This window comes from Actinoplanes sp. URMC 104 (genome assembly GCF_051386375.1).
GTDB lineage: Bacteria > Actinomycetota > Actinomycetes > Mycobacteriales > Micromonosporaceae > Actinoplanes.
In genome coordinates, this window is the sequence record NZ_JBPQTO010000007.1 from 311,236 (window position 1) to 334,353 (window position 23,118).

At 72.5% G+C, this 23,118-nt stretch carries 19 protein-coding genes; 9 read left to right on the forward strand and 10 right to left on the reverse strand.

Annotated features, from left to right (window positions below):
- Positions 1–67: 67 nt before the first annotated feature.
- The 5 genes from glgB to ACSNN8_RS23110 all read left to right on the forward strand — a co-directional run bounded on the left by glgB (position 68) and on the right by ACSNN8_RS23110 (position 6,782).
- On the forward strand, positions 68–2,182 hold the full coding sequence (gene glgB / locus ACSNN8_RS23090) for a 1,4-alpha-glucan branching protein GlgB (RefSeq protein ID WP_436651975.1): 2,115 nt from the start codon (positions 68–70) through the stop codon (positions 2,180–2,182).
- Positions 2,183–2,247: 65 nt separating this feature from the next.
- Entirely contained in the window at positions 2,248–4,452 is a 2,205-nt protein-coding gene (locus tag ACSNN8_RS23095) for an aKG-HExxH-type peptide beta-hydroxylase (RefSeq protein WP_436651380.1), read from the forward strand.
- A gap of 4 nt (positions 4,453–4,456) precedes the next feature.
- Positions 4,457–5,260 carry an aldo/keto reductase gene (locus tag ACSNN8_RS23100; RefSeq protein ID WP_436651381.1) on the forward strand — a complete coding sequence of 268 codons (804 nt, stop codon included), beginning with the start codon at positions 4,457–4,459 and terminating at the stop codon, positions 5,258–5,260.
- A gap of 453 nt (positions 5,261–5,713) precedes the next feature.
- Positions 5,714–6,262: a GNAT family N-acetyltransferase gene (locus ACSNN8_RS23105; RefSeq protein ID WP_436651382.1), complete on the forward strand. Its 549-nt coding sequence runs from the start codon at positions 5,714–5,716 to the stop codon at positions 6,260–6,262.
- A 10-nt stretch (positions 6,263–6,272) separates the two neighbouring features.
- The gene (locus ACSNN8_RS23110) at positions 6,273–6,782 is read left to right on the forward strand and encodes an FBP domain-containing protein (RefSeq protein ID WP_436651384.1); all 510 of its coding nucleotides are present in this window, start codon (positions 6,273–6,275) and stop codon (positions 6,780–6,782) included.
- A gap of 68 nt (positions 6,783–6,850) precedes the next feature.
- On the opposite strand, the gene ACSNN8_RS23115 is transcribed toward ACSNN8_RS23110, so the two are convergent.
- Positions 6,851–7,234: a VOC family protein gene (locus ACSNN8_RS23115; RefSeq protein WP_436651385.1), complete on the reverse strand. Its 384-nt coding sequence runs from the start codon at positions 7,232–7,234 to the stop codon at positions 6,851–6,853.
- A gap of 34 nt (positions 7,235–7,268) precedes the next feature.
- The gene (locus ACSNN8_RS23120) at positions 7,269–7,805 is read right to left on the reverse strand and encodes a GNAT family N-acetyltransferase (protein ID WP_436651386.1); all 537 of its coding nucleotides are present in this window, start codon (positions 7,803–7,805) and stop codon (positions 7,269–7,271) included.
- An 80-nt stretch (positions 7,806–7,885) separates the two neighbouring features.
- On the opposite strand from ACSNN8_RS23120, the gene ACSNN8_RS23125 reads away from it, so the two are divergent.
- Positions 7,886–9,619, forward strand: coding sequence for a serine/threonine-protein kinase (locus tag ACSNN8_RS23125; RefSeq protein ID WP_436651387.1), 1,734 nt, complete (start codon positions 7,886–7,888; stop codon positions 9,617–9,619).
- 9 nt (positions 9,620–9,628) lie between these two features.
- Here ACSNN8_RS23125 and ACSNN8_RS23130 read toward each other — a convergent pair whose 3' ends face one another.
- On the reverse strand, positions 9,629–11,980 hold the full coding sequence (locus tag ACSNN8_RS23130; protein WP_436651389.1) for a Tex family protein: 2,352 nt from the start codon (positions 11,978–11,980) through the stop codon (positions 9,629–9,631).
- A 150-nt stretch (positions 11,981–12,130) separates the two neighbouring features.
- On the opposite strand from ACSNN8_RS23130, the gene ACSNN8_RS23135 reads away from it, so the two are divergent.
- The gene (locus ACSNN8_RS23135) at positions 12,131–12,850 is read left to right on the forward strand and encodes a PP2C family protein-serine/threonine phosphatase (RefSeq protein WP_436651390.1); all 720 of its coding nucleotides are present in this window, start codon (positions 12,131–12,133) and stop codon (positions 12,848–12,850) included.
- A gap of 708 nt (positions 12,851–13,558) precedes the next feature.
- Here ACSNN8_RS23135 and ACSNN8_RS23140 read toward each other — a convergent pair.
- From ACSNN8_RS23140 to ACSNN8_RS23150, 3 genes are all read right to left on the reverse strand, one after another.
- Complete coding sequence (locus tag ACSNN8_RS23140; RefSeq protein WP_436651392.1) at positions 13,559–13,852, reverse strand: hypothetical protein; 294 nt, start codon at positions 13,850–13,852, stop codon at positions 13,559–13,561.
- Between the two features lie 1,003 nt (positions 13,853–14,855).
- Positions 14,856–16,130: an MFS transporter gene (locus tag ACSNN8_RS23145; protein ID WP_436651394.1), complete on the reverse strand. Its 1,275-nt coding sequence runs from the start codon at positions 16,128–16,130 to the stop codon at positions 14,856–14,858.
- Positions 16,127–16,702, reverse strand: coding sequence for a winged helix-turn-helix domain-containing protein (locus ACSNN8_RS23150; protein ID WP_436651396.1), 576 nt, complete (start codon positions 16,700–16,702; stop codon positions 16,127–16,129). Before ACSNN8_RS23150 ends, ACSNN8_RS23145 begins: the two co-directional genes overlap by 4 nt.
- A gap of 143 nt (positions 16,703–16,845) precedes the next feature.
- Between ACSNN8_RS23150 and ACSNN8_RS23155 the strand changes: the two genes are divergently transcribed.
- Positions 16,846–17,106, forward strand: coding sequence for a PspC domain-containing protein (locus tag ACSNN8_RS23155; protein WP_436651398.1), 261 nt, complete (start codon positions 16,846–16,848; stop codon positions 17,104–17,106).
- Here the strand turns inward: ACSNN8_RS23155 and ACSNN8_RS23160 are convergent.
- The 4 genes from ACSNN8_RS23160 to ACSNN8_RS23175 are packed head-to-tail and all read right to left on the reverse strand — an operon-like array spanning position 17,034 to position 21,742.
- Positions 17,034–17,969: a cytochrome c biogenesis CcdA family protein gene (locus ACSNN8_RS23160; protein WP_436651399.1), complete on the reverse strand. Its 936-nt coding sequence runs from the start codon at positions 17,967–17,969 to the stop codon at positions 17,034–17,036. The two genes, ACSNN8_RS23155 and ACSNN8_RS23160, sit on opposite strands and share 73 nt — an antisense overlap.
- 1 nt (position 17,970) lies before the next feature.
- On the reverse strand, positions 17,971–18,543 hold the full coding sequence (locus ACSNN8_RS23165; RefSeq protein WP_436651400.1) for a redoxin family protein: 573 nt from the start codon (positions 18,541–18,543) through the stop codon (positions 17,971–17,973).
- Positions 18,540–20,012: an NADH-ubiquinone oxidoreductase-F iron-sulfur binding region domain-containing protein gene (locus ACSNN8_RS23170; protein ID WP_436651402.1), complete on the reverse strand. Its 1,473-nt coding sequence runs from the start codon at positions 20,010–20,012 to the stop codon at positions 18,540–18,542. The genes ACSNN8_RS23165 and ACSNN8_RS23170 overlap by 4 nt, the downstream gene beginning before the upstream one ends.
- Complete coding sequence (locus ACSNN8_RS23175; RefSeq protein ID WP_436651403.1) at positions 20,009–21,742, reverse strand: translation initiation factor III; 1,734 nt, start codon at positions 21,740–21,742, stop codon at positions 20,009–20,011. The genes ACSNN8_RS23170 and ACSNN8_RS23175 overlap by 4 nt, the downstream gene beginning before the upstream one ends.
- Before the next feature lie 431 nt (positions 21,743–22,173).
- Here ACSNN8_RS23175 and ACSNN8_RS23180 point away from each other — a divergent pair, with 431 nt between their 5' ends.
- On the forward strand, positions 22,174–23,022 hold the full coding sequence (locus ACSNN8_RS23180) for a hypothetical protein (protein ID WP_436651405.1): 849 nt from the start codon (positions 22,174–22,176) through the stop codon (positions 23,020–23,022).
- The last annotated feature ends 96 nt before the right edge of the window (positions 23,023–23,118 follow it).

Here is a 23,118-nt window from a genome sequence, read left to right on the forward strand (position 1 = left end):
TTTCCTCGAAGGAGATCTCCCCGTGACCGGCCAGACCGCGTCCTCGCTCGCCGCCGACCAGCGCGCCATGAACAGCGTCGTGGCCGGCGACACCCATGACCCGCACGCCGTGCTCGGCGCCCACCCCAGCGGCGGCAGCACGGTGATCCGCACGCTCCGCAAGGGCGCCAAGGCGGTCGCCGTGGTGCACGAGGGTGAGCGCGTCGAGATGACCCAGGTGCACCCCGACGGCATCTTCGCCGCCGAGCTGCCCGGCTCGGTGCTCGACTACCGGCTCGACGTGGACGGCGAGGTGGTCGACGACCCGTACCGGCATCTGCCGACGCTGGGCGAGCTCGACCTGCACCTGATCGGCGAGGGCCGGCACGAGAAGCTGTGGAAGGTGCTCGGCGCGCAGCCGCGCGGCCCCGAGGGCAAGGGCGTGGCCTTCGCGGTGTGGGCGCCCGCCGCGCGGGGTGTGCAGGTGATCGGGGACTTCACCGGCTGGGGACCGTACGACGGCTGGCCGATGCGCTCGCTGGGCTCCAGCGGCGTGTGGGAGGTCTACCTGCCCGAGGCGCGGGTCGGCAGCAAGTACAAGTTCAAGATCCTCGGACGGGACGGGGTGTGGCGCGAGCACGCCGACCCCCTCGCCCAGCACACCGAGGTGCCGCCGGCCACCGCGTCGGTGGTCTACGACTCGGCGTACGAGTGGGCCGACGGCGAGTGGATGAAGCAGCGCGCCACCAAGGAGTGGCACCAGGAGCCGATGAGCATCTACGAGGTGCACCTCGGCTCGTGGCGGCCGGGGCTGTCCTACACCGAGCTCGCCGACCAGCTGGTCGCGTACGTGCTCGACACCGGCTTCACGCACGTCGAGCTGATGCCGGTCATGGAGCACCCGTTCGGTGGCTCCTGGGGCTACCAGGTCACCGGCTACTTCGCGCCCACCTCGCGCTTCGGCTCGCCCGACGAGTTCCGCCACCTGGTCGACAAGCTGCACCAGGCCGGCATCGGCGTGATCCTCGACTGGGTGCCCGCGCACTTCCCCAAGGACGAGTGGGCGCTGGCCCGCTTCGACGGCACCCCGCTGTACGAGCACGGCGACTGGCGCCGCGGCGAGCACCCCGACTGGGGCACGTACGTCTTCGACTTCGGCCGCAAGGAGGTGCGCAACTTCCTGGTCGCCAACGCGCTCTACTGGTGCGAGGAGTTCCACGCCGACGGCCTGCGGGTCGACGCCGTGGCCTCCATGCTCTACCTGGACTACTCGCGCAAGGAAGGCGAGTGGACCCCCAACCAGTACGGCGGCCGCGAGAACCTCGACGCGATCAGCTTCCTGCAGGAGATGAACGCGACCGTCTACAAGAACAACCCCGGCGTGCTCACGATCGCCGAGGAGTCGACCGCGTGGCCGGGCGTCACCCGCCCCACCCACCTGGGCGGCCTCGGCTTCGGCATGAAGTGGAACATGGGCTGGATGAACGACACCTTGTCCTACATGGAGAAGGAGCCGGTCTACCGCCAGTGGCACCACCATCAGATGACGTTCGCGACCGTGTACGCCTGGAGCGAGAACTACATCCTGCCGATCAGCCACGACGAGGTCGTGCACGGCAAGGGCTCGCTGACCGGCAAGATGCCCGGCGACCTGTGGCAGAAGCTGGCGAACACGCGCGCGCTGCTCGGCTTCATGTGGGCGTTCACCGGCAAGCAGCTGCTGTTCATGGGCTCCGAGATGGGTGACCTGCGCGAGTGGAGCGAGGAGCGCGGGCTGGACTGGCCGCTGCTGGAGGACCCGCAGCACGGCGGCATCCAGAGCCTGCTCAAGGACCTCAACCGCGTCTACCGCGAGACCCCGGCGATCTGGTCGCAGGACACCGAGGCCAGCGGCTTCCGGTGGATCACCAGCGAGGACTCGCAGCACAACACGTTCTCGTTCGTGCGGTTCGCGCCCAACGGCGACACGCTCGCCTGCATCGTCAACTTCGCCGCCGTGCCGCAGGAGGGCTACCGCATCGGCCTGCCGCGCGCCGGCCGCTGGGCCGAGGTCATCAACACCGACAGCGAGCTGTACGGCGGCTCCGGCGTCGGCAACCTCGGCGAGGTCACGACCGACGAGCAGCCCTGGCACGGCTTCGACCAGTCGGTGTCGCTGCGGGTCCCGCCGCTGGGGGCGGTCTGGCTTCGCCACGAGCAGTGACGGTAGGTTGACGGTCAGGCCCGCTTCGGCGGGCCTGACCGCTATCGGCTGGAGGCTCATCGGTGGTGTCGAGCGACGGCCTGGTGCGCGACCTCGGCACGGGCTGCGGCACGCCGGCGAGCCTCGCGTCCCTCGCCGCCGGCCAGGTGCGCAGGCGCTCGGCCCGGTTGCGGGCGCTGATCGAGGCTGACGGTGGCCACCACCACCGCTCGGGCCTGCCCGAGGCCGCGCGGCACGTCACCGACGAGATGCTCGCCTACCCCACCGTCGGGGTCTGGCTGGCGCACTGCACCGACCGCCTCACCCAGCCGCCCGCCTCGGTGCCGCTCTGGGCCGACCTCGGCTATCTGGGCTGGCTGGTGGCCGCCCAGCACATCCTCACCGGCCGCGACGGCACCTTCGACGTGGTCCTGCGCGACGGCGCCGTCATGCTTCCCGGCCTGGGGCTGGCCCGCCTGGCCGGCCCAGGCGTGCACGGCACCGCAACGCTCACCGTGAGCTCCGGGCGGGTCGAGCTGACCACCCGGGGCGCCGGCCTGGTGCTGCGCGACCTCGGCACCGAGACCGACGCCCGGTGGCTGCCGCTGCGCCGCCTCGGCGCCACGTACTCCAGCCTGCGCACCGTCCACCTCGACGACGTGGACCCCTTCCGCGGCCGTTCCGGCGCCGAGGCGCCGCGCCTGACCGCCGCCCGGGCCGCCGCCTGGTCCAGGGCTTTCCTGGGCGCGCTCGAAATCCTGCGGCGCCGCCATCCCGGCTATTCCGCCGCGGTCGACCAGATGCTGCGCTCCGTGGTCCCGTCGTCCGGCCGTTCCTTCCACGCGTACGGGTCGGTGGCCCTGCCCCCGCCCGCCGGCCCGCAGGACTTCGCCCTGGCCCTGATCCGCGAGTGCCAGCACGCGAAGTTCGACGCCCTCACCGACGAGGTCGACCTTTACACCTCCCCCGACACCCCCACCTGGTACGCCCCGTGGCGCGACGACCCAGCGTCCTTCCCCGACCTGCTGCGCGAGACCTACGCCCACCTGGCCACAACCGACTTCTGGCGTACGCAACCCGCCGCGCCACCCTCCCCCGGCGCACCGCCCCTTCCCCGTGCACTGCCTCCGCCGGCCTCCTCCCCTCCCCGGGCCCTGACCCCTCCCACCGGCTCATCCGCTCCGCCCTATCCGCCCGGCTCGCCCTTCCCGCCGATTTCGACCCCTCCACCGGACTCGCCTTCTCCGCCCGGCTCGTCACTTGCCGCGGGCCCAGCCCCTCCACCCGGCTCGCCTTCTTCGCCCGGCTCGTCACTTGCCGCGGGCGCAGCCCCTCCACCCGGCTCGCCTTCTTCGCCTACGGTCGGCTCGGCCCCTCCGCGGGACTCAGTTTCTCCGTCCGGCTTCCCCCTGCCGGCGACATCAACTCCTTCGCCCGGCCCGCCTACTCCGCTCGGCTCTCCGCCTCCGGCCGGCTCAGCCGCCCGGCCCGGCTCGGCTCCTCCGCCCGGTCCAACCGCTCTGCCGGGCTCAGTCGCGGCTTCCGGCACATCACCGGAGCCCGGCGAATCCCCTATGTCCGACCCCACCGCGTCCCGGAGTGCGTTGCTTCTGGCTGTCGGGTCGCCGGATGTCGATCCGGCAGCCCTCGCCCGCGCGGAGTTCGCCCAGTGGCGGACCATGCTCCGGCAGGCCCTGTCGGTCGCCGACGCCTCGCCGCTACTCACCCCCGCGGGCACGGCCTTCGTCGAAGCCATGGGAACCACGGTCGCGGGCTGGTCCGGCGAGAGCGTGCCCGCCGCCTTCGAGGCCTACGCCCGCGAAGCCTCGGCCGGCCACCTCGTCGCCTGGCGCGTCCGCAACATGACCGCCGACGTCCGCGAGCTCCACGAGCGCCGGCAGGCCGGCCGGGACCCCGGCCCGCTCCCCGAGTCGCACGTGACCGGGTCCGCCACCGCGGTCGCGGGCACCCGGCTGCCGGCCGGCCAGCTCAAGCTGCTCCGCGCCGCGGGCCGCCCGCTGGGCGCCGTCCCCGAAGCCGACCTCGCCTATCTCGACGGCGACTACGAACGGGCCCTGACCCTCTACTCGGCCGAGCTGCGCGACTCCCCCGGCAGCCCCGAGTCGTGGGCCGGCGTGGCGCTCTCCCTGCGGCACCTGGGCGAGGAGGAGTCGGTCGCTGCCCTGTTCCGCCGTCCCGAACTGGTCGCCGCCCTGCACCGCACCCCCGCCGACGACATCGTCAGCCTGACCGCTTGGCTGTCCCTGCCCCTCGTGCACGGAGCCGGATGACCCCATGCCCCACATCAGCGGCGGCCGGATCGGCTTCGGCGCCATGCAGCTGCCCACCGCGCCTCCCGAGGCGCGGACGTCGTCGATCGCCGTGCTGCGCCGCGCGGTCGAGCTCGGCGTGCCGCTGATCGACACGGCGTACCTGTACGGCGGCGGCGCCAACGAGGAGCTCGTCGCCGAGGCGCTCCACCCGTACGCCCGGAACTTGATCGTCACCACGAAGGTCGGCGTCTCCGGTTCCGGCCCGCTCAGCGCCTGGCGGCTCGACGGCCGTCCCGCGTCGCTGCGCCGCCAGGTGGACGGCTGCCTGCTGCGCCTGCGCGTCGACCGCCTCGACCTGCTGCAGCTGCACCGCGTCGACCCCGCCGTCCCGCTGGCCGACCAGGTCGGCACGCTGCGCGAGCTGGCCGCCGAGGGCAAGGCCGCCCGGATCGGCCTGTCCGAGGTCACCGTTCCCCAGCTCGAGGAGGCCCGCACGATCACCGACGTGGCGAGCGTGCAGAACCGCTACAACGTGCTCGACCGCGGCTCCGAGCCGGTCCTGCGTGCCTGCGCCCAGGCAGGCATCGTCTTCCTGCCGTGGCGCCCGCTGGCCCACGACGGTGGCGTGATCGACGCGGTCGCCGCCGAAACGGGGGCGAAGCCCACCCAGGTGGCGCTGGCGTGGTTGCTGTCCCGCTCCCCCGTCATGCTGCCGATCCCCGGCACATCCAGCATCGCCCACCTCGAGCAGAACGTCGCCGCCGAACGGCTGCAGCTCTCCGCGGACCAGCTGTCCCGGCTCGACGCCTCCGTCCCCCTCCACTGAGCCCACCCCGCCCGACCAGGGGGCGGGCCAGACGTTACACCGCCCGCCGCGCGCGAAACGGGTTGTCCACAGGCGCTGAACCGTCCGATAGCCGACGCGCCGACCATTACCGACCGAGGCGGGGTGGACGAGGGCGCCCGCACCGCTCGGGGTTGGCGACGCGGTCGGCCGACGGATTGTGCGAGCCGTAGCGGCACCGACGGGACGCAGGCCCCGCGACGCAGCGTCGGCGCGCGTCATCACAAGGGCGCAGGCGAGACGCACGCCCCCGGGCGGAACACGCGCCGCGGGCGGCAGCCCGAGCGGCGACCGGAGCGGAGGCGCTGCCCGAGCCGGAGGCGAAACGCGAGGCCCCAGGCGCTGCTGAAGGTGGAGGGCGGCTGAGGCCGTCGGGTGCGCGTCGCCAAGTAGGGGAAGGCGCTCGGGTTGCTCGGGCGGGGCACTATCGGCGGGATGGGGAGGCTGCCGCGGGTGGGGTTGGTGCCGTTCGACGAGGGGCTGCTGCCTGCTGTGCAGGTGTGGTTCGAGGATGCGGAAGTGCAGCGGTGGCTCGGGGGGCCGGACTGGCCGGCCCGGGAGTTCCGGATCCGCGGGCACGGGATCGGGGAGGAGTTCCGGGGGATGCGGGTGCTGCGGGTGCACTCGTGGGTGGCGCTCGACGAGGAAGGCGTTCCGGTGGGGCACGTCGGCGGGGACGTGTACGACCGGTGGGCCGAGGACGGGAAGAGCGAGCCGGGGCCGTCGATGGGCATGGCCTACGTGGTCGACCCGCGGAGGAGGCGCCAGGGGTACGGGACGGCGACGCTGCGAGCGGCGGTGGGGGCGCCGGAGGTGGCGGAGGTGCGGGTGTTCGCGCTGGGCATCGAGCCGGAGAACACGGCCAGCGTGCGGTGCGCGGTGGCGGCGGGATTCCGGGCGGACGACCCGCAGCCGAACGGGGAGGGTGTCGTCTATCACCTGCTGAGGCGAAATGCGGGTGACCTTGCGGGCGGGCTCGGCTAGCTTCGCGCGCATGGAACCACTCGACGAGAAGGAGATCCGTGCCTCCTTCGTCAACTGCAGCAAGGGCGAGGCCGGTCGGATCAAGATGCCGCCGGGGCTCACCGGCGACGGGATCCCGTGGCGTGACCTGGACTTTCTCGGCTGGACCGATCCGGCGGCGCCGTTGCGGGCGCTGCTGGTCGTGCCGGGCGAGGAAGGCCTGACCGGGCTGGTGCTGCGCCGGCCCGAGCCGGGCAAGGCCAACGCCGCGCGGTCGAGCATGTGCCGCATCTGCCTGACCGACCACACGTCGTCGGGGGTGGCGCTGTTCGTGGCGCCGCTGGCCGGCGCCGCGGGCCGCAACGGCAACACCGTCGGCGAGTACATGTGCTCCGACCTGGCGTGCTCGCTCTATCTGCGGGGCAAGCGCAAGCCGAAGATGCGTCTCGTGCAGCGCGAGGAGACGCTCACCCTCGACGAGCGGGTCGACCGGGCGATGGCCAACCTGCGCGCCTTCACCGACCGGGTGGTGGCGGGCTGATGACCCCTCCCCCAGACCCCGTGCAGCCCCGCACAAGACCAGGCCCCGCCGACCCCGGCGGGGCCTTTTCAGTCCCACGTCGTGGCCAGCCGGTCGAAGGTCTCGTCGTCGCTGTGCCGCGGGATGACGCAGGCCAGCTGGCCGCCGGGGATACGCAGGATGCGGCACTCCAGCCACTGGTCGACCTGCGTCGCGCCGAGGCCGACCAGACGGGCGGTCTCGGCCTCGACGTCGTCGGTCTCGAAGTCGACGTGGTAGCGGGCGGTGTCGTCGACCGCCTGCACGGCCAGCGTCAGCCCGGGCAGCGCGTCGTGCAGCGAGGTGAACTGCGGCTCGCCGGGTGGTGACGAGGTCCGTACGCCCAGGGCCTGCGCCCAGAACGCGGTGGCGGCGCTCGCCTCGGAGGACGGCACGTCGATCAGGATCGTGGAGAGCCGGCTGCGGTGCGTCATGGCGGGAACTCAACCACAGGCGTACGACAAAAAGTCAGCGCAGCAGCCACTCCGTCGAGAGCAGCCCGAAGATGAGGTCGTCGGTCCACTCGCCCTTGATGTACGTCTGCTGGCGCAGCAGGCCCTCCCGGGTGAAGCCGAGCCGCTCCATCAGGCCCGCCGAGGCGGTGTTGCGGGCGTCGCACTCCCCCGCGACCTTGTGCAGCCCCTGCACGCGGAACAGCCGGTCCAGCACGGCGCTGACCGCCTCGGTGGCGTACCCCTGGCCCTGGTGCTCGCGGGCCAGGGTGAAGCCGATCTCGGCCTGCCGGAGGTTGTCGTGCAGGTGGACGGCCACATCGCCGATCAGGTCCCGCTCGGCGGTCCGCTCGATCGCGTACTGGAACCAGCCCGGTTTGTCGGGATCGGACGCGAGGAAGTTCGCCACGGCGGTCTCCGCCCGCAGCAGCGGGAACGGCGCGTCCCAGGACTGGTAGCGCGCCACGTCGGGGTCCGAACGGTACTCCGCGAGCCGCGGGGCGTCGGCGGTCCGGAAGCGCCGCAGCACGAGCCGGTCGGTCGAGATCAGCATTCGCCGAGGATATGCCGAGCGCGGAGGACACCACCCGATACAGTGACGGCTTCTGATTTTCTCCGGGACTGGGGGCGGTCATGCGTCCGGAGCCGTTGCGCCCGCGCGATCCGGCCAGGCTGGGCTCGTACGAGCTCGTCGGCCGGCTCGGCGAGGGCGGCATGGGCACCGTCTACTTGGCGAGGACACCGGCGGGCACGCAGGTGGCCGTCAAGGTGGTGCGCGCCGACCTGGCGCCCGACGACGAGTTCCGGCGGCGGTTCCGCAGCGAGGTGGCCCGCGCCCGGCAGGTGCCACCGTTCTGCACGGCCGAGGTGCTCGACGCCGACCCGGACGCCGAGCATCCCTACCTCGTGGTCGAGTACGTCGACGGGCCGACGCTCGCGCAGGTGGTCGACGAGCGCGGCCCGCTGACCGCGGCGAACCTCCACAGTGTCGCCATCGGGGTGGCGACCGCGCTCACCGCCATCCACGGCGCCGGGGTCATCCACCGCGACCTCAAGCCGCGCAACGTGCTGCTCGCGCCGGGCACCCCCAAGGTGATCGACTTCGGCATCGCGCGGGCCATCGAGGGCACCGCCACCGGCAACACGTCGCCCGAGTTCATGATGGGCACGGTGGCCTACATGGCGCCCGAGCGCTTCGGCGACGGCGACGTGCCGCTCACGGCCGCGGCGGACATCTTCGCGTGGGGCGGCGTGGTGACGTACGCGGGCACCGGTCGCACCCCGTTCGGCGGCGACTCCCCTCCGGCGACGGCCGGGCGCATCCTCACCCAGGAGCCCGACCTGTCGGGGCTCAGCGGGCCGCTGCGCGACCTGGTGGCGTACGCCCTCAACAAGGACCCCGCCGAGCGTCCGTCCGCCCGGGAGCTGCTCGACCTGCTCGTCTCCGGTCCCTCCCGGCCCGCCGCGACCGCTGCCGCGCTGGCCGACCAGCCCGACCTGCGCGCCGCCGCCAGCCAGGCGCAGTCGGTGACCGGGCTGATGCCCGCGCCGGACGCGCCCACCACGGCCGTCGGCTACTCCGAGGAAGCGATCGTCACCGTGCCGATCTCGGCCGTGCCGGGCATGGCCGAGCCGGCTGCGCCCGAGCCGCCCACCCAGCGGCGCTGGTTCCTGCCGGTCGCGGCGGCGCTGGTGGTGCTGGCCGTGATCGCCGGCGCCATGATGCTGACGCTCGGCTCCCGCCCGGGCGATCCCTCCGCGACCCCGCAGGTGCCCGCGCCGAGCTCCGCCGTCGCGCTGCCGCCGGTGATCCTCGCCGACGAGCTCGACGAGTCGCGGCTGTGGCTGGCCAAGACCGAGCCCGACGGCCGCTCGTCGTGCGTTTTCACCGACGGAACCCTGCACGTACGGGTGGCGCAGCGCCCGCTCTACAAATGCCGCGGCCCGCAGGACACGCTCCCGACCGACCTGCGCATCGACGTCGGCGTACGGCTCGTGACCGAGAACTCGTGCGCGGCGGTGTGGTTCCGCTTCGTGTCCAACCGCGGCTACCTGGTGCGGATCTGCCCGACGAACATCTATGTGGGCACCCACAAGAGCGTCGACGTGTCGGTCACACGCACGCTGCCGCTCGACACGCCGATTCCGGTCGGCGGCCCGCCGGTGCGGATCGGCCTGCAGGTCGCCGGCGGCACGGTGACGATAACGCGCGACGGCGCGACGGTCGGCGACGCGCCGCTGACCGACGCCCGCATCGCCGGCAGCAAGGTGCTGCTCGGCGTGTACGCCGACCGGGACGCGCCGCCCGCCGGCCCGTTCGAGGTGGCCTTCGACCACATCGAGATCCGCGGGCCGGGCGCTCGCTGAGAGCCCGGCTCAGTCCTTGGTCAGGCCCGCCCGGCGCAGCGCGTCGGCCATCGCTCCCCCGTTGAAGCCGGTCTGCGGCTGCCGCTGCTGACGCTGGCCGCCCTGCCGGGGCTGTCCCCCCTGACGGGACTGGCCGCCGCCCTGCCGGGGCTGACCCTGCCGGGGCTGACCCTGCCGCGGCTTCTCCTCGCGGGGCTTGCGCGCCGGCTCGTCGGTCAGCCGCATGGTCAGCGAGATCCGCTTGCGCTGCTGGTCGACCTCGACCACCCGCACCTTCACGACGTCGCCGGACTTCACGACGTCGCGCGGGTCCTTGACGAAGGTGTTCGACAGCGCCGACACGTGCACGAGCCCGTCCTGGTGGACGCCGATGTCGACGAACGCGCCGAACGCGGCCACGTTGGTCACCACGCCCTCGAGCACCATGCCCGGCTGCAGGTCGGCGATCTTCTCGACGCCCTCGGCGAAGGTCGCCGTCGTGAACTCCGGGCGCGGGTCGCGGCCCGGCTTGTCGAGCTCGCGCAGGATGTCGGTGACGGTGGGCAGGCCGACGGTGTCGGTGACGAACTGCTCGGGCCGCAGCGCGCGCAGCAGCGGGCTGTTGCCGATCAGCGACTTGATGTCGGTCTTCGCCGAGGCCAGGATCGTGCGGACCACCGGGTACGACTCCGGGTGCACCGCGGAGGAGTCGAGCGGGTCGTCGCCGTCCGGGATGCGCAGGAAGCCGGCGCACTGCTCGAACGCCTTGGGGCCGAGCCGGGCCACCTTCTTGATCTCGTTGCGGTTCTTGAACGGGCCGTTGCCGTCGCGGTGCAGCACGATGTTCTCGGCCAGGCCCGCGGTGATGCCGGAGACGCGGGAGAGCAGCGGCGCCGAGGCGGTGTTGATGTCGACGCCGACCGCATTCACGCAGTCCTCGACCACGGCGTCGAGCGACTTGGACAGCTTCGACTCGGACAGGTCGTGCTGGTACTGCCCGACGCCGATCGAGCGCGGGTCGATCTTGACCAGCTCGGCGAGCGGGTCCTGCAGGCGGCGGGCGATCGAGACGGCGCCGCGCAGCGACACGTCCATGCCCGGCAGCTCCTGGGCCGCGTACGCCGAGGCGGAATAGACGGACGCGCCGGCCTCGGACACCATGACCTTGGTGAGCTTCGCCTCGGGGTGCCGCTTGATCAGGTCGGCGGCGAGCTTGTCGGTCTCGCGCGAGGCGGTGCCGTTGCCGATCGCGATCAGATCCACGTTGTGCTTGCTCGCCAGCGCGGCCAGCTTGTGCAGGGCCTCGTCCCAGCGGTTCTGCGGCACGTGCGGGTAGATCACGTCGGTGGCGACCACCTTGCCGGTCGGGTCCACGACGGCGACCTTGACGCCCGTACGGAACCCCGGGTCCAGCCCCATCGTGGCGCGCGTGCCCGCCGGCGCCGCGAGCAGCAGGTCGCGCAGGTTGGCGGCGAACACCCGTACGGCCTCGTCCTCGGCGGCCTGCCACAGCCGCACGCGCAGGTCGGCGCCGAGGTGGATGAGGATGCGGGTGCGCCACGCCCAGCGCACGGTGTCGGTCAGCCACTTGTCGCCCGGGCGGCCCTGGTCGCCGATGCCGAAACGGGCGGCGATGCGCGGCTCGAAGGTCGACTCGTCCTCCGGCTCCGGCTCCATGGTCAGGTCGAGCACGTTCTCCTTCTCGCCGCGGAACATCGCCAGGATGCGGTGGGAGGGGAGCTTCGCGTACGGCTCGGCGAAGTCGAAGTAGTCGGCGAACTTCGCGCCCTCGGTCTGCTTGCCGTCGCGGACCTTGGCGATCAGCCGGCCGCGGGTCCACATCCGCTCGCGCAGCTCACCGATCAGGTCCGCGTCCTCGGCGAACCGCTCGATGAGGATCGCGCGGGCCCCGTCCAGCGCCGCCTGCTCGTCGGCGACGTTCTCGCTCTTGAAGGCCGCCGCCACGGTCCTCGGATCCTGCGTGGGGTCGTTCAGCAGCTGGTCGGCGAGCGGCTCGAGGCCCGCCTCCCGCGCGATCTGGGCCTTGGTGCGCCGCTTGGGCTTGTAGGGCAGGTAGATGTCCTCGAGGCGCGCCTTGGAGTCGGCGGCCAGAATCGCCTGCTCGAGGGCGTCGTCGAGCTTTCCCTGCGTACGGATGGACTCCAGCACCGCGGCGCGCCGGTCCTCCAGCTCGCGCAGGTAGCCGAGCCGCTCCTCGAGCGTGCGCAGCTGGGTGTCGTCGAGCGCGCCGGTCACCTCCTTGCGGTAGCGCGCGATGAACGGGACCGTGGCCCCGCCGTCGAGCAGATCGACCGCCGCGGTGACCTGGTTCTCGCGGACGCCGAGTTCGGAGGCAATGCGCTGATGGATCGCTGTCGTCACGACGACGATTGTCGCGGACGCCCGCCCGGCTTGTCCCGCCGCCCCGCGCGAGGTAGCTCTTGCGGGTTTTGTCCTCCTAACACAAACTCGTGCGCGCACTACCTAGGAGGTACTAGAGACATCTGATCGGGCCTTTGGCAGTCTTGTTCCATGACGCTTGTTGTCCGGGCGGTCGCCGCCACCGATCAGGGCCTGGTCCGGTCCAACAACGAGGACGCGGTCTTCGTCGGGAACCGCCTTCTCGTGGTCGCGGACGGCATGGGCGGCTTGCCCGCCGGCGAGCTGGCCAGCGACATCCTGGTGCAGGCGCTCAGCGTCGTCGACGCGATGCCCGACACCGACGAGCCGCTGCAGGACCTCATCTCGGCCCTGGAGACCGCGAACGGCCGCATCGAGGAAGCCGTGGCCGACGACGACGCCCGCGACGGCATGGGCACGACGGTCACCGCGATCATGCTCTCCGGCGACCGCGTGGCCGCCCTCAACGTCGGCGACTCCCGCTGCTACCTGGTCCGCGACGGCGAGATGACACAGCTGACCCGCGACGACACGTACGTGCAGGCCCTGGTCGACCAGGGCGTGCTCAGCGCCGCGGACGCCCGCCGCCACCCCCAGCGCGCCCTGGTCACCCAGGCCGTGCAGGGCGGCCCGTTCCGCCCCGCCGGCCGCATGATCCCGGTGCAGGCGGGCGACCGTTTCCTGCTGTGCAGCGACGGCCTCTCGGACTACGTGGAGGACGAGGTGATCGCCCAGACCCTCCTGGCCAACGCCGACCGCAAGACCGCCGCCGCCGAGCTGGTGCATCGGACCCTGGACAACGGGGCTCCGGACAATGTGACCGTCATCGTCGCTGACATCACGGAGAGCTGAGCGGGGCGATCCTTCATCCCGGCCGGTCTTCGCCCCGGCCGGTCTTCGCCCCGGCGGGGCTTTGCACGGGCGAGCGCAACCGCTCGGCGCTAAGGGCATCGGTGCGCCGGGGCACCATGCGCCCGTGAGGATCTGCTGAGCTGTTCCGACGTAGTTGAGACGCCCGCACGGAGGCTCCCGGGGCCGTCGCCACGAACTCCCGGGCGCGCCACACCGCGTGCCGCACCAACCCCGGCGGTCGAATCACCGGCGCGGATGCTCGCCGAGATCGCGCCCAAGGGTTACATGCTCCGCCGACGACGCGCCGGTAGCGACTGCGGGTCCCTGTCGGCCGCCATCCTAGCTCCTCGCGGCGGCCGCGCAGCCGCTCATCCACAGGCTCGGTCCGTCGACCTTGGGGCTGTGGACAACTCGGTCATATCAGCGGCCGATCGCGTAGGGTGGCGCTCCAGCCCCGGGTGGGTGGGGGTCAGGGTGGCGTAGGGGGCGATCTTGGCAAAGAATTGACATGTATTCGATGGCGCACGTTTTTACTTGCACGAACTGATCTGCGAATCGCCGAGGCACCATCTCTGGGGGCCGAGGATGGCATGATCGAAGATTGGCGTCCCGGCTTCGCGGCGGGATAATTGAGTGGTGCGGCAGCTGGAGTTGTTCACGTCAGCTCACCTGGCGAAAATGCGCGACCGGACCGCCCGGAGCAACTATTCACCGGCGGCCGAGCGGTTCCGTCGCGAACACATGCGTCATCGAGCGTGGGGTCTGGCCCGGCGACATGACGAGAAGTTGCGCCGCATTGGTGGGTTTGCCGCGTCCGCAGCCGACCAACCTCGGCCCGCAGTGCGGTGCGCAGCCGAGCACGCCGGTCCCTGCCGTGGCGGCGAGCCGCGTCGGCGTCCTTCCGCACAGGAGCGTGCCGCCAACGTCGAGCGCCCTGCCGTCGTCGCGCGTTCCACCGGCTCTCGACGTGCTGTCGAATCTCAACGCGTTCTCGGCTCTCATCGCGCCGCCGTCGGCCGGCGCCCTATCGACCCCCAACGAGCTGTCGAATCTCAACGCGTCGCCGCTACCCGGCGTCCTTCCAGCTCTGGACGTGCTGTCGGATTTCAGCGCGCGGTCCAGATCCCGCTCTCGACGGCGCCCGAGCTTCCCGCCCTGACCCCATGCACCAGACGACCGATCAAGCTCGAACTGTCAGCCGAGCTCGACCACGCCGTTCGCACCGGCATCCAACTGGACCAGGAGGATTCGCCGACCCCAGCCCGCCGTCCCGGCCCTGCGCCGCACCACATCGTCGACGTGCTGACCGCCCCCGCCTGGTCAGGAGCACACGAGCCACTGCACCGACTCACGCGACCGCGAGCTCCGTCCCGCCTCAACCACCCGCCGTGTTACGCGCAGGTAGGCCGCTGCGTCCGGCCACGGCTCCCCTATCGCAGTCGGCCAGTGAGCAGTGGCCGCGCGCGATCGTCCGACGGCTGGCCCCGCACAACTACTGGTCACGGCGCCTGTGCGACCCTCCGCCGGCCTCCTCATCCGACCACCCGCCGTAGCGGCCCACAGGCGCCGCCATCCCACGCGGGCGTACTCGGCCACCCGCTACGGCTGCCACCGGTCACGCCACCCGGCGCGGCTCAGGTCGCCGCGGTCGCCGGCCCGGACGCGCTCGACCATCCGCAGGCCACCGTCCAAGCTGCCCCGCACGTCGTGGGATCGGCCCCCACAGGCGCCACACAGGCGCCCCACCCAAGCCCTCGCCCACCCACCGGCCAGGCCACCCGGCGCGCCGCTTGTTCGACCGCCAGCGTCGTGCCGGGCCGAGCGGCACCGGCTGCGCCATTCGGAATCCGCCCCACCCCCGAGTCGATTACCTGCACCCCGGGTCATAGTGGACGCCCCGCGCTTCCCGGCCGGCGAAACGCTGCCCAAGTTAGGCGCGACCAGCAAGCAAGTGCGCATTCCCGCGATTCCTAATGCTTGTCCGGGCGCATTCTGCAGACGCAAATCAATGAGGCACCGAATCGAGTTCTGCGTCGGCGGAAACTGGCTGATGGTCGGGCAGGTCGCGCATTTTGCGCAGCGGCGAGAAAAAGACCCACAACACACCCAGCAAAGCCCCCACGGTGGCCACCCAAAGGGACGGGCGCACCCCGATGGCGGTGCCGAGCGCACCCCCGAGCAAGGCGCCGACGGGGCGGATGCCGTAGTTGACGGTGCGTTTGAAGCCGGAGACCACGGCGAGCATCGAAGGGGGCGTGGCGGCGGTCTGGGCGGAACCGCCGGTGATGTCGAGGACCATGACGCCGAAGGCGGAGAAGAACTCTGCGGTGACCAGTGCGGCCAGGATGAGCCACTGCGGGCCCTCGACCAGCGGCACCAGGATGAGCGGGGCGGGGAACAGCAGGTAGCCGAGGATCACGGCGGGGCCCAGGCCGATGCGGCGGCTCAGCGGGGCGGTCACGGCGGCGCCGAGCAGGCCGCCCAGGGCGCCCAGGCCGACGACGAGGCCGAGCACGCCGGGTGAGACGTGCAGGCTGGTGGTCACGTAGAGCACCCACAGGGCGGCGAACATGTAGTTGAACAGGTTGAGCGTGGTGGCGCCGAGCAGCAGGGCCCGCAGGACGGCGGACCGGGCCACGTACCGTACGCCCGCAGTCATGCCCGTCGGGGTGGAGGGCGCGGCCGGGGCCGCGCGGGGGACGGGCACGCGGGTGAGGAAGGCGGCGGACGCGAGGTAGGTGAGCACCTCGGCGAGCAGGGCGAACGGGGCGGTCAGCCACTGCACGAGCAGGCCGCCGAGGCTGGGGCCGGCGACGAACGAGAACGCGCGGCTGCCGTTGAGCAGGGCGTTGGCGTCGACGTAGTCGGGCCGCCGGACGAGCGCGGAGAACAGGCCCGCGTGGGCGACCTCGAACAGCACGGTGAACGCGCCGGACAGGAACGCGACGGTGATCAGCACGGGCAGCGTGACGGCGCCCGCCCACCAGAGCGCGGGCACGGACAGCAGCAGCACGGCGCGGCACAGGTCGGCGACGATCATGATGCGGCGCTTGTCGGGGCGGCGGTCGGCCCAGGCGCCGGCGGGCAGCGAAAGGAACAGGTTGGGCAGCAGGCCGGCGGCGGTGAGCAGGCCCATCTCGGCGGGGCCGGCGTCGACGGCGAGGACGGCCAGCAGCGGTACGGCGAGGACGGCGATCTGGTCGCCGACGAGCGAGACGGTCTGCGCGCTCCAGTAGCGGCGGAACGCCACGTCGCGCAGCAGCCGGGCGGGGCCGTTCATCGGTCGGTCACCGGGCCCCGCGGCACGGCCATGTAGATGAGCTGGATAGGGCGCGAGCCGGCGGGGCGGGCCGCGGGGTCGGTGGCGCGGGCGTCGAAGCGGGCGGTCAGGGCGAGGATCTGGTCGCTGAGCTCGCGCAGCTCGTCGGCGGTCAGGTGGACGAGCGTGTCGCCGAAGCCGGCCGCGGCGCGCCACTCGGTGGGCTCGTCGGCACGGGTCGCCAGGTAGTCCTGGGCGCGCTCGGTGAAGACGCCGAGCAGCACGCTGTTGAGCTGGTCGGTCGCGGCGCGCATGGCGGGGTCGTCGCTGTCGTCGTCCCACGACGTGGTGCTGGCGGTGGCGCGCCAGGGGCGTTCGCGGGCGTCGGCGCCGGGCACCCGCTCGGCGAACCCGTACTTGGCGAGCTGCCGCAGGTGGAACGAGCAGTTCGGCACGTTGTCGTCGAGCAGCGCGGCGGCCCGGGTGGCGGTCATCGGGCCCTCGGACCGCAGCAGCCCGATCAGCCGGATGCGCAGCGGATGGGCGTACGCCCGAAGGGTCCTCGGATCGGTGAGCCGCTTCTCGTTCTCCACATGCTAGAGACTGCTTTAGAAAGATGCCTTTAGCAAGTGCGTATCAGGGTCGGTGGATCAGGGTCGAGCCAGGGCTGATCCCGATGCGGCTGGGGTCCCGCGCGCCGCAGGATGGATGCATCAGGCCGAACGAGCCTCGAGGAATGAGAGAGAAACCCATGAACGCCGTGCACGACAGCATGTCCCGCCAGGGCCTCACCCGGCCGCGCGAGGGCCGGATGATCGCCGGTGTCGTCGCGGGACTCGCCCGCCGCTTCGGGATCGACCCGTGGCTGGCGCGGCTGCTCTTCGTCGTGGTCCTGCTGGCCATCCCGGGCAGCCAGATCCTGGTCTACCCGATCCTCTGGGTGCTGATGCCCTCGGAGAAGCCGTCCTTCGTCACCGCGTACCCGCCGGCCGTCTGACGCCCTGATCCCTGCTCCTTTCGCTGAGAGAGCGGCCCGCTTCGTGCGGGCCGCTTTTTCATGTGTACGAGCAGAGCCAGCGCCACGACGATCAGGAAGGGCACCGCTCCGGCCGCCGACACGGCGTCGCTCAGCCACCGCTGCACGACCGCGGCCGCGTTGATCACCGGGTCGGTGCCGGCCAGCCGCAGGTCGCCCGCGAGACGCAGCTCGTACCAGCCGTAGTAGGCGACGTAGAGCCCGCTCACCACGAGCACGGCGCCGCCGACGCGCGGCACCAGGCCGAGCAGGCGCCGCACCCGCGCGAGCAGCGAGAACCGCACGAGCGCGACGGCCACCGCGGTGGCGCTGACGACCAGAGCCATACCCCCGGCGTACGCGAGGAACAGCGCCACTCCGGAGCCGACCGACCCGGCTCGCAGGCTCGACACGACGAGCGCGAGGAAGGGGCCGATCGCACATCCCAGAGAGGCCACCGCGTACGCCATCCCGAAGAGCACCGTCGAGCCGAGCGAGCCGGTCAGCGCGGGCGCGCGTACGGTCATCGCCGGCAGCGACCGCCCGGCCAGCAGCCATCCGCCGAGCGCGGCGAGGGCGAGGCCGAGCACCACGGTCAGCCACGGCAGCCGCGGCTGGAGCACGCCGGCGATCGGAGTGAGCAGCAGGCCGAACGCGCCGAACACCACCGCGTACCCGACGGCCAGGGCGGCGCCGGCCCGCAGCGCCCGGCCGACCGCCCGGCGCGGCTGGGCGGCGTCGGCCGAGACGAGGACCGAGAGGTACGCGGGCAGCAGCGCGAAGCCGCACGGGTTGACCGCGCCGAGCATGCCCGCGGTCAGCGCCAGCAGCAGCTCGCCGCCCATGTCAGGCGACCAGCGACTTCACCCGGGCGGTGAGCTGCAGGTCGTCGAGGTAGCTGCGCTCGACCACGTCGCCGCCGCGGTCGAGGACGACGTACGTGCTCTGCTCGGTGATCCGGAACTTCTTCCAGATCTTGCCGGCCTGGTCGTCGAGGTGCGTCACGTTGCCGACCTCGAGGTCCGACACGAACTGGTGCATCTCCTTGTTGCCGCCCATGCCGGCGACGCCCAGGAAGTTCAGCCGCGTGCCGTACTCGTCCTGCAGATCGCGGACGCTCTGCGCCTCGCTCGCGCAGGTCGCGCACCAGGGCGCCCAGAACCACAAAATCGTCGGCTTGCCGGCCAGCGTGGCCGCGTCGAACGCCGCGCCGTCGAGCGTCTTGCCGCCGAACGCCAGCGTCGCCGGGACCGATGTATCCGGTTTGTCCGCCGAGGAAGGGCCGGAGGCAGGCACGGACGCGGAGGGCTTCGGTTGGGCGAAGGCGGGCGCGGAAGCAGGATCGGATTCGGGCGAGCTGCCGCAGCCGGCGGCGAGCAGCACGCCCGCCGCCGAGAGCAGCAACGCCCGCCGCCTCACTTCGCTGCCGCCTCGGTCAGGCGCAGGGCCAGGGCCGGGCAGACGTTGACGGCCTTGCGGGCGCCGTTCTCCAGCCACGGCGGCAGCGGCGTCTGGGGGAACGCGGGGAAGCCGTTCGCGTCCAGCCGGATGATCTCGGGGGCCACCGCCGAGCAGAGGCCGTGCCCATCGCAGCGCGACCAGTCCACGGCGAGCCGTCGCGCGCCCTGCTCCGCCGTGTAGGGCAGCGGCAGGATCCCGCGCACGCTCTTGCCGCAGCCCTCGCCGTTGGTGTGCGCCTCCACGTCCTTGGCGAACACCTCGAGCGCCGACAGCGCGAACCGGGCCGTGCCGTCGGGGTGGCTGCACGCGCCGCGGCCCTTGACCACGCCGGCCGCCTGGCGCACGTTCTCGACCGCGTTGCCGCCGAGCGAGACCAACGTGACCGCGCGGGCCAGGTCGGGCAGGCCCAACCGGCACGGGCCGCACTGCCCGGCCGACTCGCCGGCCAGGTACTGCACGACCTGGGAGACCTCGCCCAGCGGGCAGGTCTTCGAGCCGATCGGGATGAGCATGCCCGCGCCCAGCGTGCCGCCCACCGCGGCGAAGCCCTTGCGCGAGATGGTGACGGTCTGCGCGGCCTCGGCGCTGATCCACTTGCCGTGGTAGCCGCCGACGAGCAGGCCCGGGCCGATGTCGGCGCCGCACATGGTCAGCACGTCCATCAGCGGGGTGCCGGTCGGCGCCTCGACCACGGCCGGGCTGCTGGCCGAGCCGCCCACGGTCAGCATGACCGTGCCCGGCTCCTCGGGGATGCCGACCGCGTTGTACTCCCACGGGCCGAGCCGGGCCGCGATCGCCAGCTGCGAGTACGTCTCGGCGTTGGACAGCAGCGTGGGCAGGCCCATCACACCGTTGTCGCTGGAACGCACCTTGCGGCCGGGCGGGATGTGCGCCTCACCGTTGATGCCGCGCACCAGCGCGCCACCCTCGCCGGAGATGAACCGGTGCGGCACGGTGACGATGCGGGTCGGGCACGGCATCCGCCGCTCGGCGAGCGCCGCGGTGATCGAGCTCTGGCCGATGCCGTCGTCGGCGATGCCGATGACGATCTCCTCGGCGTCGAGCGCGGCGGCGGCCAGCGCGGCGCCGTCGAGGATCAGGTGCGGGCCGCGGGTCAGGATCGCCTTGTCCTTCCAGGACGGCGGCTCGCCCTCGGTCGCGTTGACCACGATCACCGGCGGGAGCTCCTGCCGGCGGCACGAGTCGAGCACGGCGCGCACCTTGCGGGCGAACGGGAAGCCCGCGCCGCCGCGGCCGCGCAGCTCGATGCGGTCGGCGAGCCCGATCAGCTCGCCGGAGCTCAGCGCGGCGAACCCGCCGTGCACCTCCTGGTGGGCGAGCAGGTCGAGACGGCCGTACTCGTCGAAGCCCGCGGTGATCCGCGGCGTGCCGATCGCGGTGACCGGCGGAACCTGCGACGCGCTCAATTCGCTTCCCCTCGCAGCTGCGACCAGTACGCGTCGTCAGCCACATCGTCGTCCATCCGGGCGCGTCCACCCCGGCGGGCGCCCCTGCCCGCCGGGACGCGCACGGCATCCTGTTGTTCCCGCCGGGCCCGGCGCGACGCCATGTCGACAAGCGTCGGCGTCTCGTCGGGCTCGATGTAACCGGCGTCGTCGACGAAGCCGGTGCGGCTGTGCCGACCCGAGTCGGCGCTGTCGATGTCGGCGCCCCGGTCGCGCCGGGTCCGGGGCGCATCCTCGGTCTCGTCGTACCGGGACTCCGAACGCGAGCGGCGCGGCGGCGCGTCGTCGTCCGCGTACCGGCCCGGGCGCTGGCGGGGCAGCTCGTCGTAGCCGCCGCGGTCGGCGTGCCGGCTGGAGCGCGGCGGCTCCTCGTAGAGCGGCATGTCCCCGCGGCGGCGCGAGCGCGGTGCGGGCTCGTCGTCGTCGGCGTACCGGCGGCGGCGCGGGGCCGGCTCCTCGTACGCGTCGGGCTCTACCCGGCGCATGCGGGTCTGGGTGTCCTCGAAGTCCGGGCGGCGCATCCGCGTCTGCGTGTCCTCGAAGTCCGGGCGGCGCATCCGCGTCTGCGTGTCCTCGAAGTCCGGACGGCGCAGGCGGGCGCCGGTGTCCTCGAAGTCGGGGCGGCGCATCCGCGTGCCCGTGTCCTCCATCTCGACGCGGCGCATGCGGGTGGCCGTGTCCTCGAGCTCGGGGCGGCGCATCCGGGTGCCGGTGTCCTCGCCGGGGTAGCGGCGGCCGCGCGGCTCGTCGTACTCGATCTCGTCCTCGGGGCGGCGGCCGCGGCGGGGACGCTCGCCCGCGTCGTACTGCGCCATCATGCCGGTGGGCTCGTCGTACATCTCCTCGGCGCGGGCCCGGCGCTGGCGGGGAGCGGCCGGCGCGACGAGGTCGTCCATCGGCGGCGGCGCCACGGGCGGCGCGGTGACCGGGTTGGCGGCGGGCTGGAACGTGTCGACGACGGCGACCGGGCCGAGGCGCTCGGGCTCGGGGGCGGCGGCCTTCTCGCGGCGCGGCCGCTTCATCGCGGGCGACGAGGTGGGCACCAGCGAGCCGACCGGCTTGAGCCCGCCGGACGCGGCGGTCGAGGCGAAGTCCTTGCGGCGGTTGAGCGAGACCGAGAGCCGTACGGCGAGGCCGACGAGCACGGCGAGCACGCAGACGATGTAGCTGACGACGACCCAGGTGGCGGCGGGCCGGCCCGCGCTCAGGCCGTGCAGCAGCGCGGTCGGCCAGATCAGGTAGGAGATCGAGTGGATCGCGCGCCACATCCAGGGGCTGCCGCGGCCGATGAACCGCGAGCGCGCGATGCCGGTCCACATCACCAGCACCATGACCCAGCCGGAGATCGTGCCGAAGCCGATCCACACCCGCTTGTCGCCGGCGTAGAGGAACGGGATGAACGCGTCGACGACCGAGGCGTGCTTCTCGACCACCTTCATCCAGACGTGCAGGAACAGCGCGGTCACCGCGATGACGCCGGTGGTGCGGTGCGCGGACTGCAGGAGCACCCGTTGCCGGATCGAGAGGACCAGCCGGTCGGTGGAGACCAGGCCGACCATGATCGTGATGGAGAGCGACACGAGCGTCAGCACGCCCATGTAGTACTCGGCGTAGGTGAAGACGTACACGTAGCCGATGCGGCCGGGCTTGGTCAGCATCGCGACCGCCCAGAGGGCCGCGATCACGCTCACGGCGAGAACCGCCACCGCACCCCGGGAGGGCTCACCTTTTCCGGTAGCTCCGACATCGACGGCGACACGATTGGCGGATCGCTCGTTGTTCTTCGTCCGGGCCATTGACTCCTCGTTCTCCGCAGTGGTCACGTCCCGTGGGCGGTGGGACGCAGGCATCCGTGGGAAATGCCCCCTGCTTCACGTTGGTGCTCGGGCAGCGATCGGCGCCGGCCGGTCCCTGCCCATCCCCCAACTACGTGCCGCGAGCGGATTCGGATGAACCGCAGACACTTTTTTGTCGGCCACTTTCCAGCCGGTCCGGCGATCCGGGTCCTGAGCTGCGGAAACACCGTCGAAAAAGGCATGACCGAACGGGCATGCGGGCGTCACCGGGCAGTGACTCAGCGCACGCGGTGAACCTTTCGCCGCCCGGCTGCGAACCATCCCGTGTGACCTCTTCCAAGGAGATGATCGGCATGCGGCACCTGTCCCGGGCGGGGGCCCGGATCGGCGCTGTCCTGGTCGCGGTGGTGGCGCTCGCGTACGGCTCGCCGGCCCGCGCCGACGTGCCCGGTTTCGAGGTCAAGGTGGGCGAGGCCCCCGCGACGTTCACCATCGGCAAGAACGCCCGGAGCCTCACCGCGGTGGTCTCCACCGACCGCGGCCGCCGCTGCCTCAAGGTGCGCTGGGCGCTCACCATCGAGACCAAGGGCGTCAGCCTCGACCAGGTGCAGGTGGCCCGGGTCGAGAACGGGCGGTCCTTCGACGTGCGCGCCGGGGTGCAGGAGGAGACCGCCACGGTGGTCGACGAGCGGCTCGACCCCGGTCAGCTCTGCCGGAACCGCACGGTGACCGGCCGCTGGGACATCGCGTTCACCGGCCCCGACAACGGCGAGGTGACCTTCCAGGCGCAGGCGTTCGACGCCGCGGGCCGGTTGCTCGCCTCGACCGGCGTGCAGGCCCAGGTGGTCAGCCCGGTGGCGGCGCGGCCCAGCGCCGGCCCGTCGCCGTCGCCGTCGGTCACCCCCACCGAGGACGCGCCCGTCGAGGAGGAGGAGGAGGTCGTCGACCAGGCGCCGCAGCCGGAGCGGACCTCCGCCGCCGCGGGTGCGCTCAACCCCGCGTCGAGCAGCACGAACGTGCTGGGCGTCGGCCTCATCGTCGGCGCGTTGATGGTCTTCCTCGGCGTCGGCATGCTGCTGCGGCTGCGCACCCGCAACCGGCGCCAGGCGGCCTGGCAGGCGGAGACCCAGCTGATGCCGACCGGCTTCGAGAGCATGCCCCGTCGCCGGTCTTAAGGAGTTCCTGCAGTTCGTTTCCGGTCCTGTTAAGGTCCCGGGCCCCGGTTCCCGCTAGTTTCCGTCTCGGCACCAGCGGTCCGCAGGCGGAGGGCA

Coding starts and splice junctions, on each gene's coding strand:
- glgB (WP_436651975.1), top strand. CDS start 68: ATGAACAGCGTCGTGGCCGGCGACACCCATGACCCGCACGCCGTGCTC.
- ACSNN8_RS23100 (WP_436651381.1), top strand. CDS start 4,457: ATGCCCCACATCAGCGGCGGCCGGATCGGCTTCGGCGCCATGCAGCTG.
- ACSNN8_RS23105 (WP_436651382.1), top strand. CDS start 5,714: ATGGGGAGGCTGCCGCGGGTGGGGTTGGTGCCGTTCGACGAGGGGCTG.
- ACSNN8_RS23110 (WP_436651384.1), top strand. CDS start 6,273: ATGGAACCACTCGACGAGAAGGAGATCCGTGCCTCCTTCGTCAACTGC.
- ACSNN8_RS23115 (WP_436651385.1), bottom strand. CDS start 7,234: ATGACGCACCGCAGCCGGCTCTCCACGATCCTGATCGACGTGCCGTCC.
- ACSNN8_RS23120 (WP_436651386.1), bottom strand. CDS start 7,805: ATGCTGATCTCGACCGACCGGCTCGTGCTGCGGCGCTTCCGGACCGCC.
- ACSNN8_RS23125 (WP_436651387.1), top strand. CDS start 7,886: ATGCGTCCGGAGCCGTTGCGCCCGCGCGATCCGGCCAGGCTGGGCTCG.
- ACSNN8_RS23135 (WP_436651390.1), top strand. CDS start 12,131: ATGACGCTTGTTGTCCGGGCGGTCGCCGCCACCGATCAGGGCCTGGTC.
- ACSNN8_RS23140 (WP_436651392.1), bottom strand. CDS start 13,852: ATGAGAGCCGAGAACGCGTTGAGATTCGACAGCACGTCGAGAGCCGGT.
- ACSNN8_RS23145 (WP_436651394.1), bottom strand. CDS start 16,130: ATGAACGGCCCCGCCCGGCTGCTGCGCGACGTGGCGTTCCGCCGCTAC.
- ACSNN8_RS23155 (WP_436651398.1), top strand. CDS start 16,846: ATGAGAGAGAAACCCATGAACGCCGTGCACGACAGCATGTCCCGCCAG.
- ACSNN8_RS23160 (WP_436651399.1), bottom strand. CDS start 17,969: ATGGGCGGCGAGCTGCTGCTGGCGCTGACCGCGGGCATGCTCGGCGCG.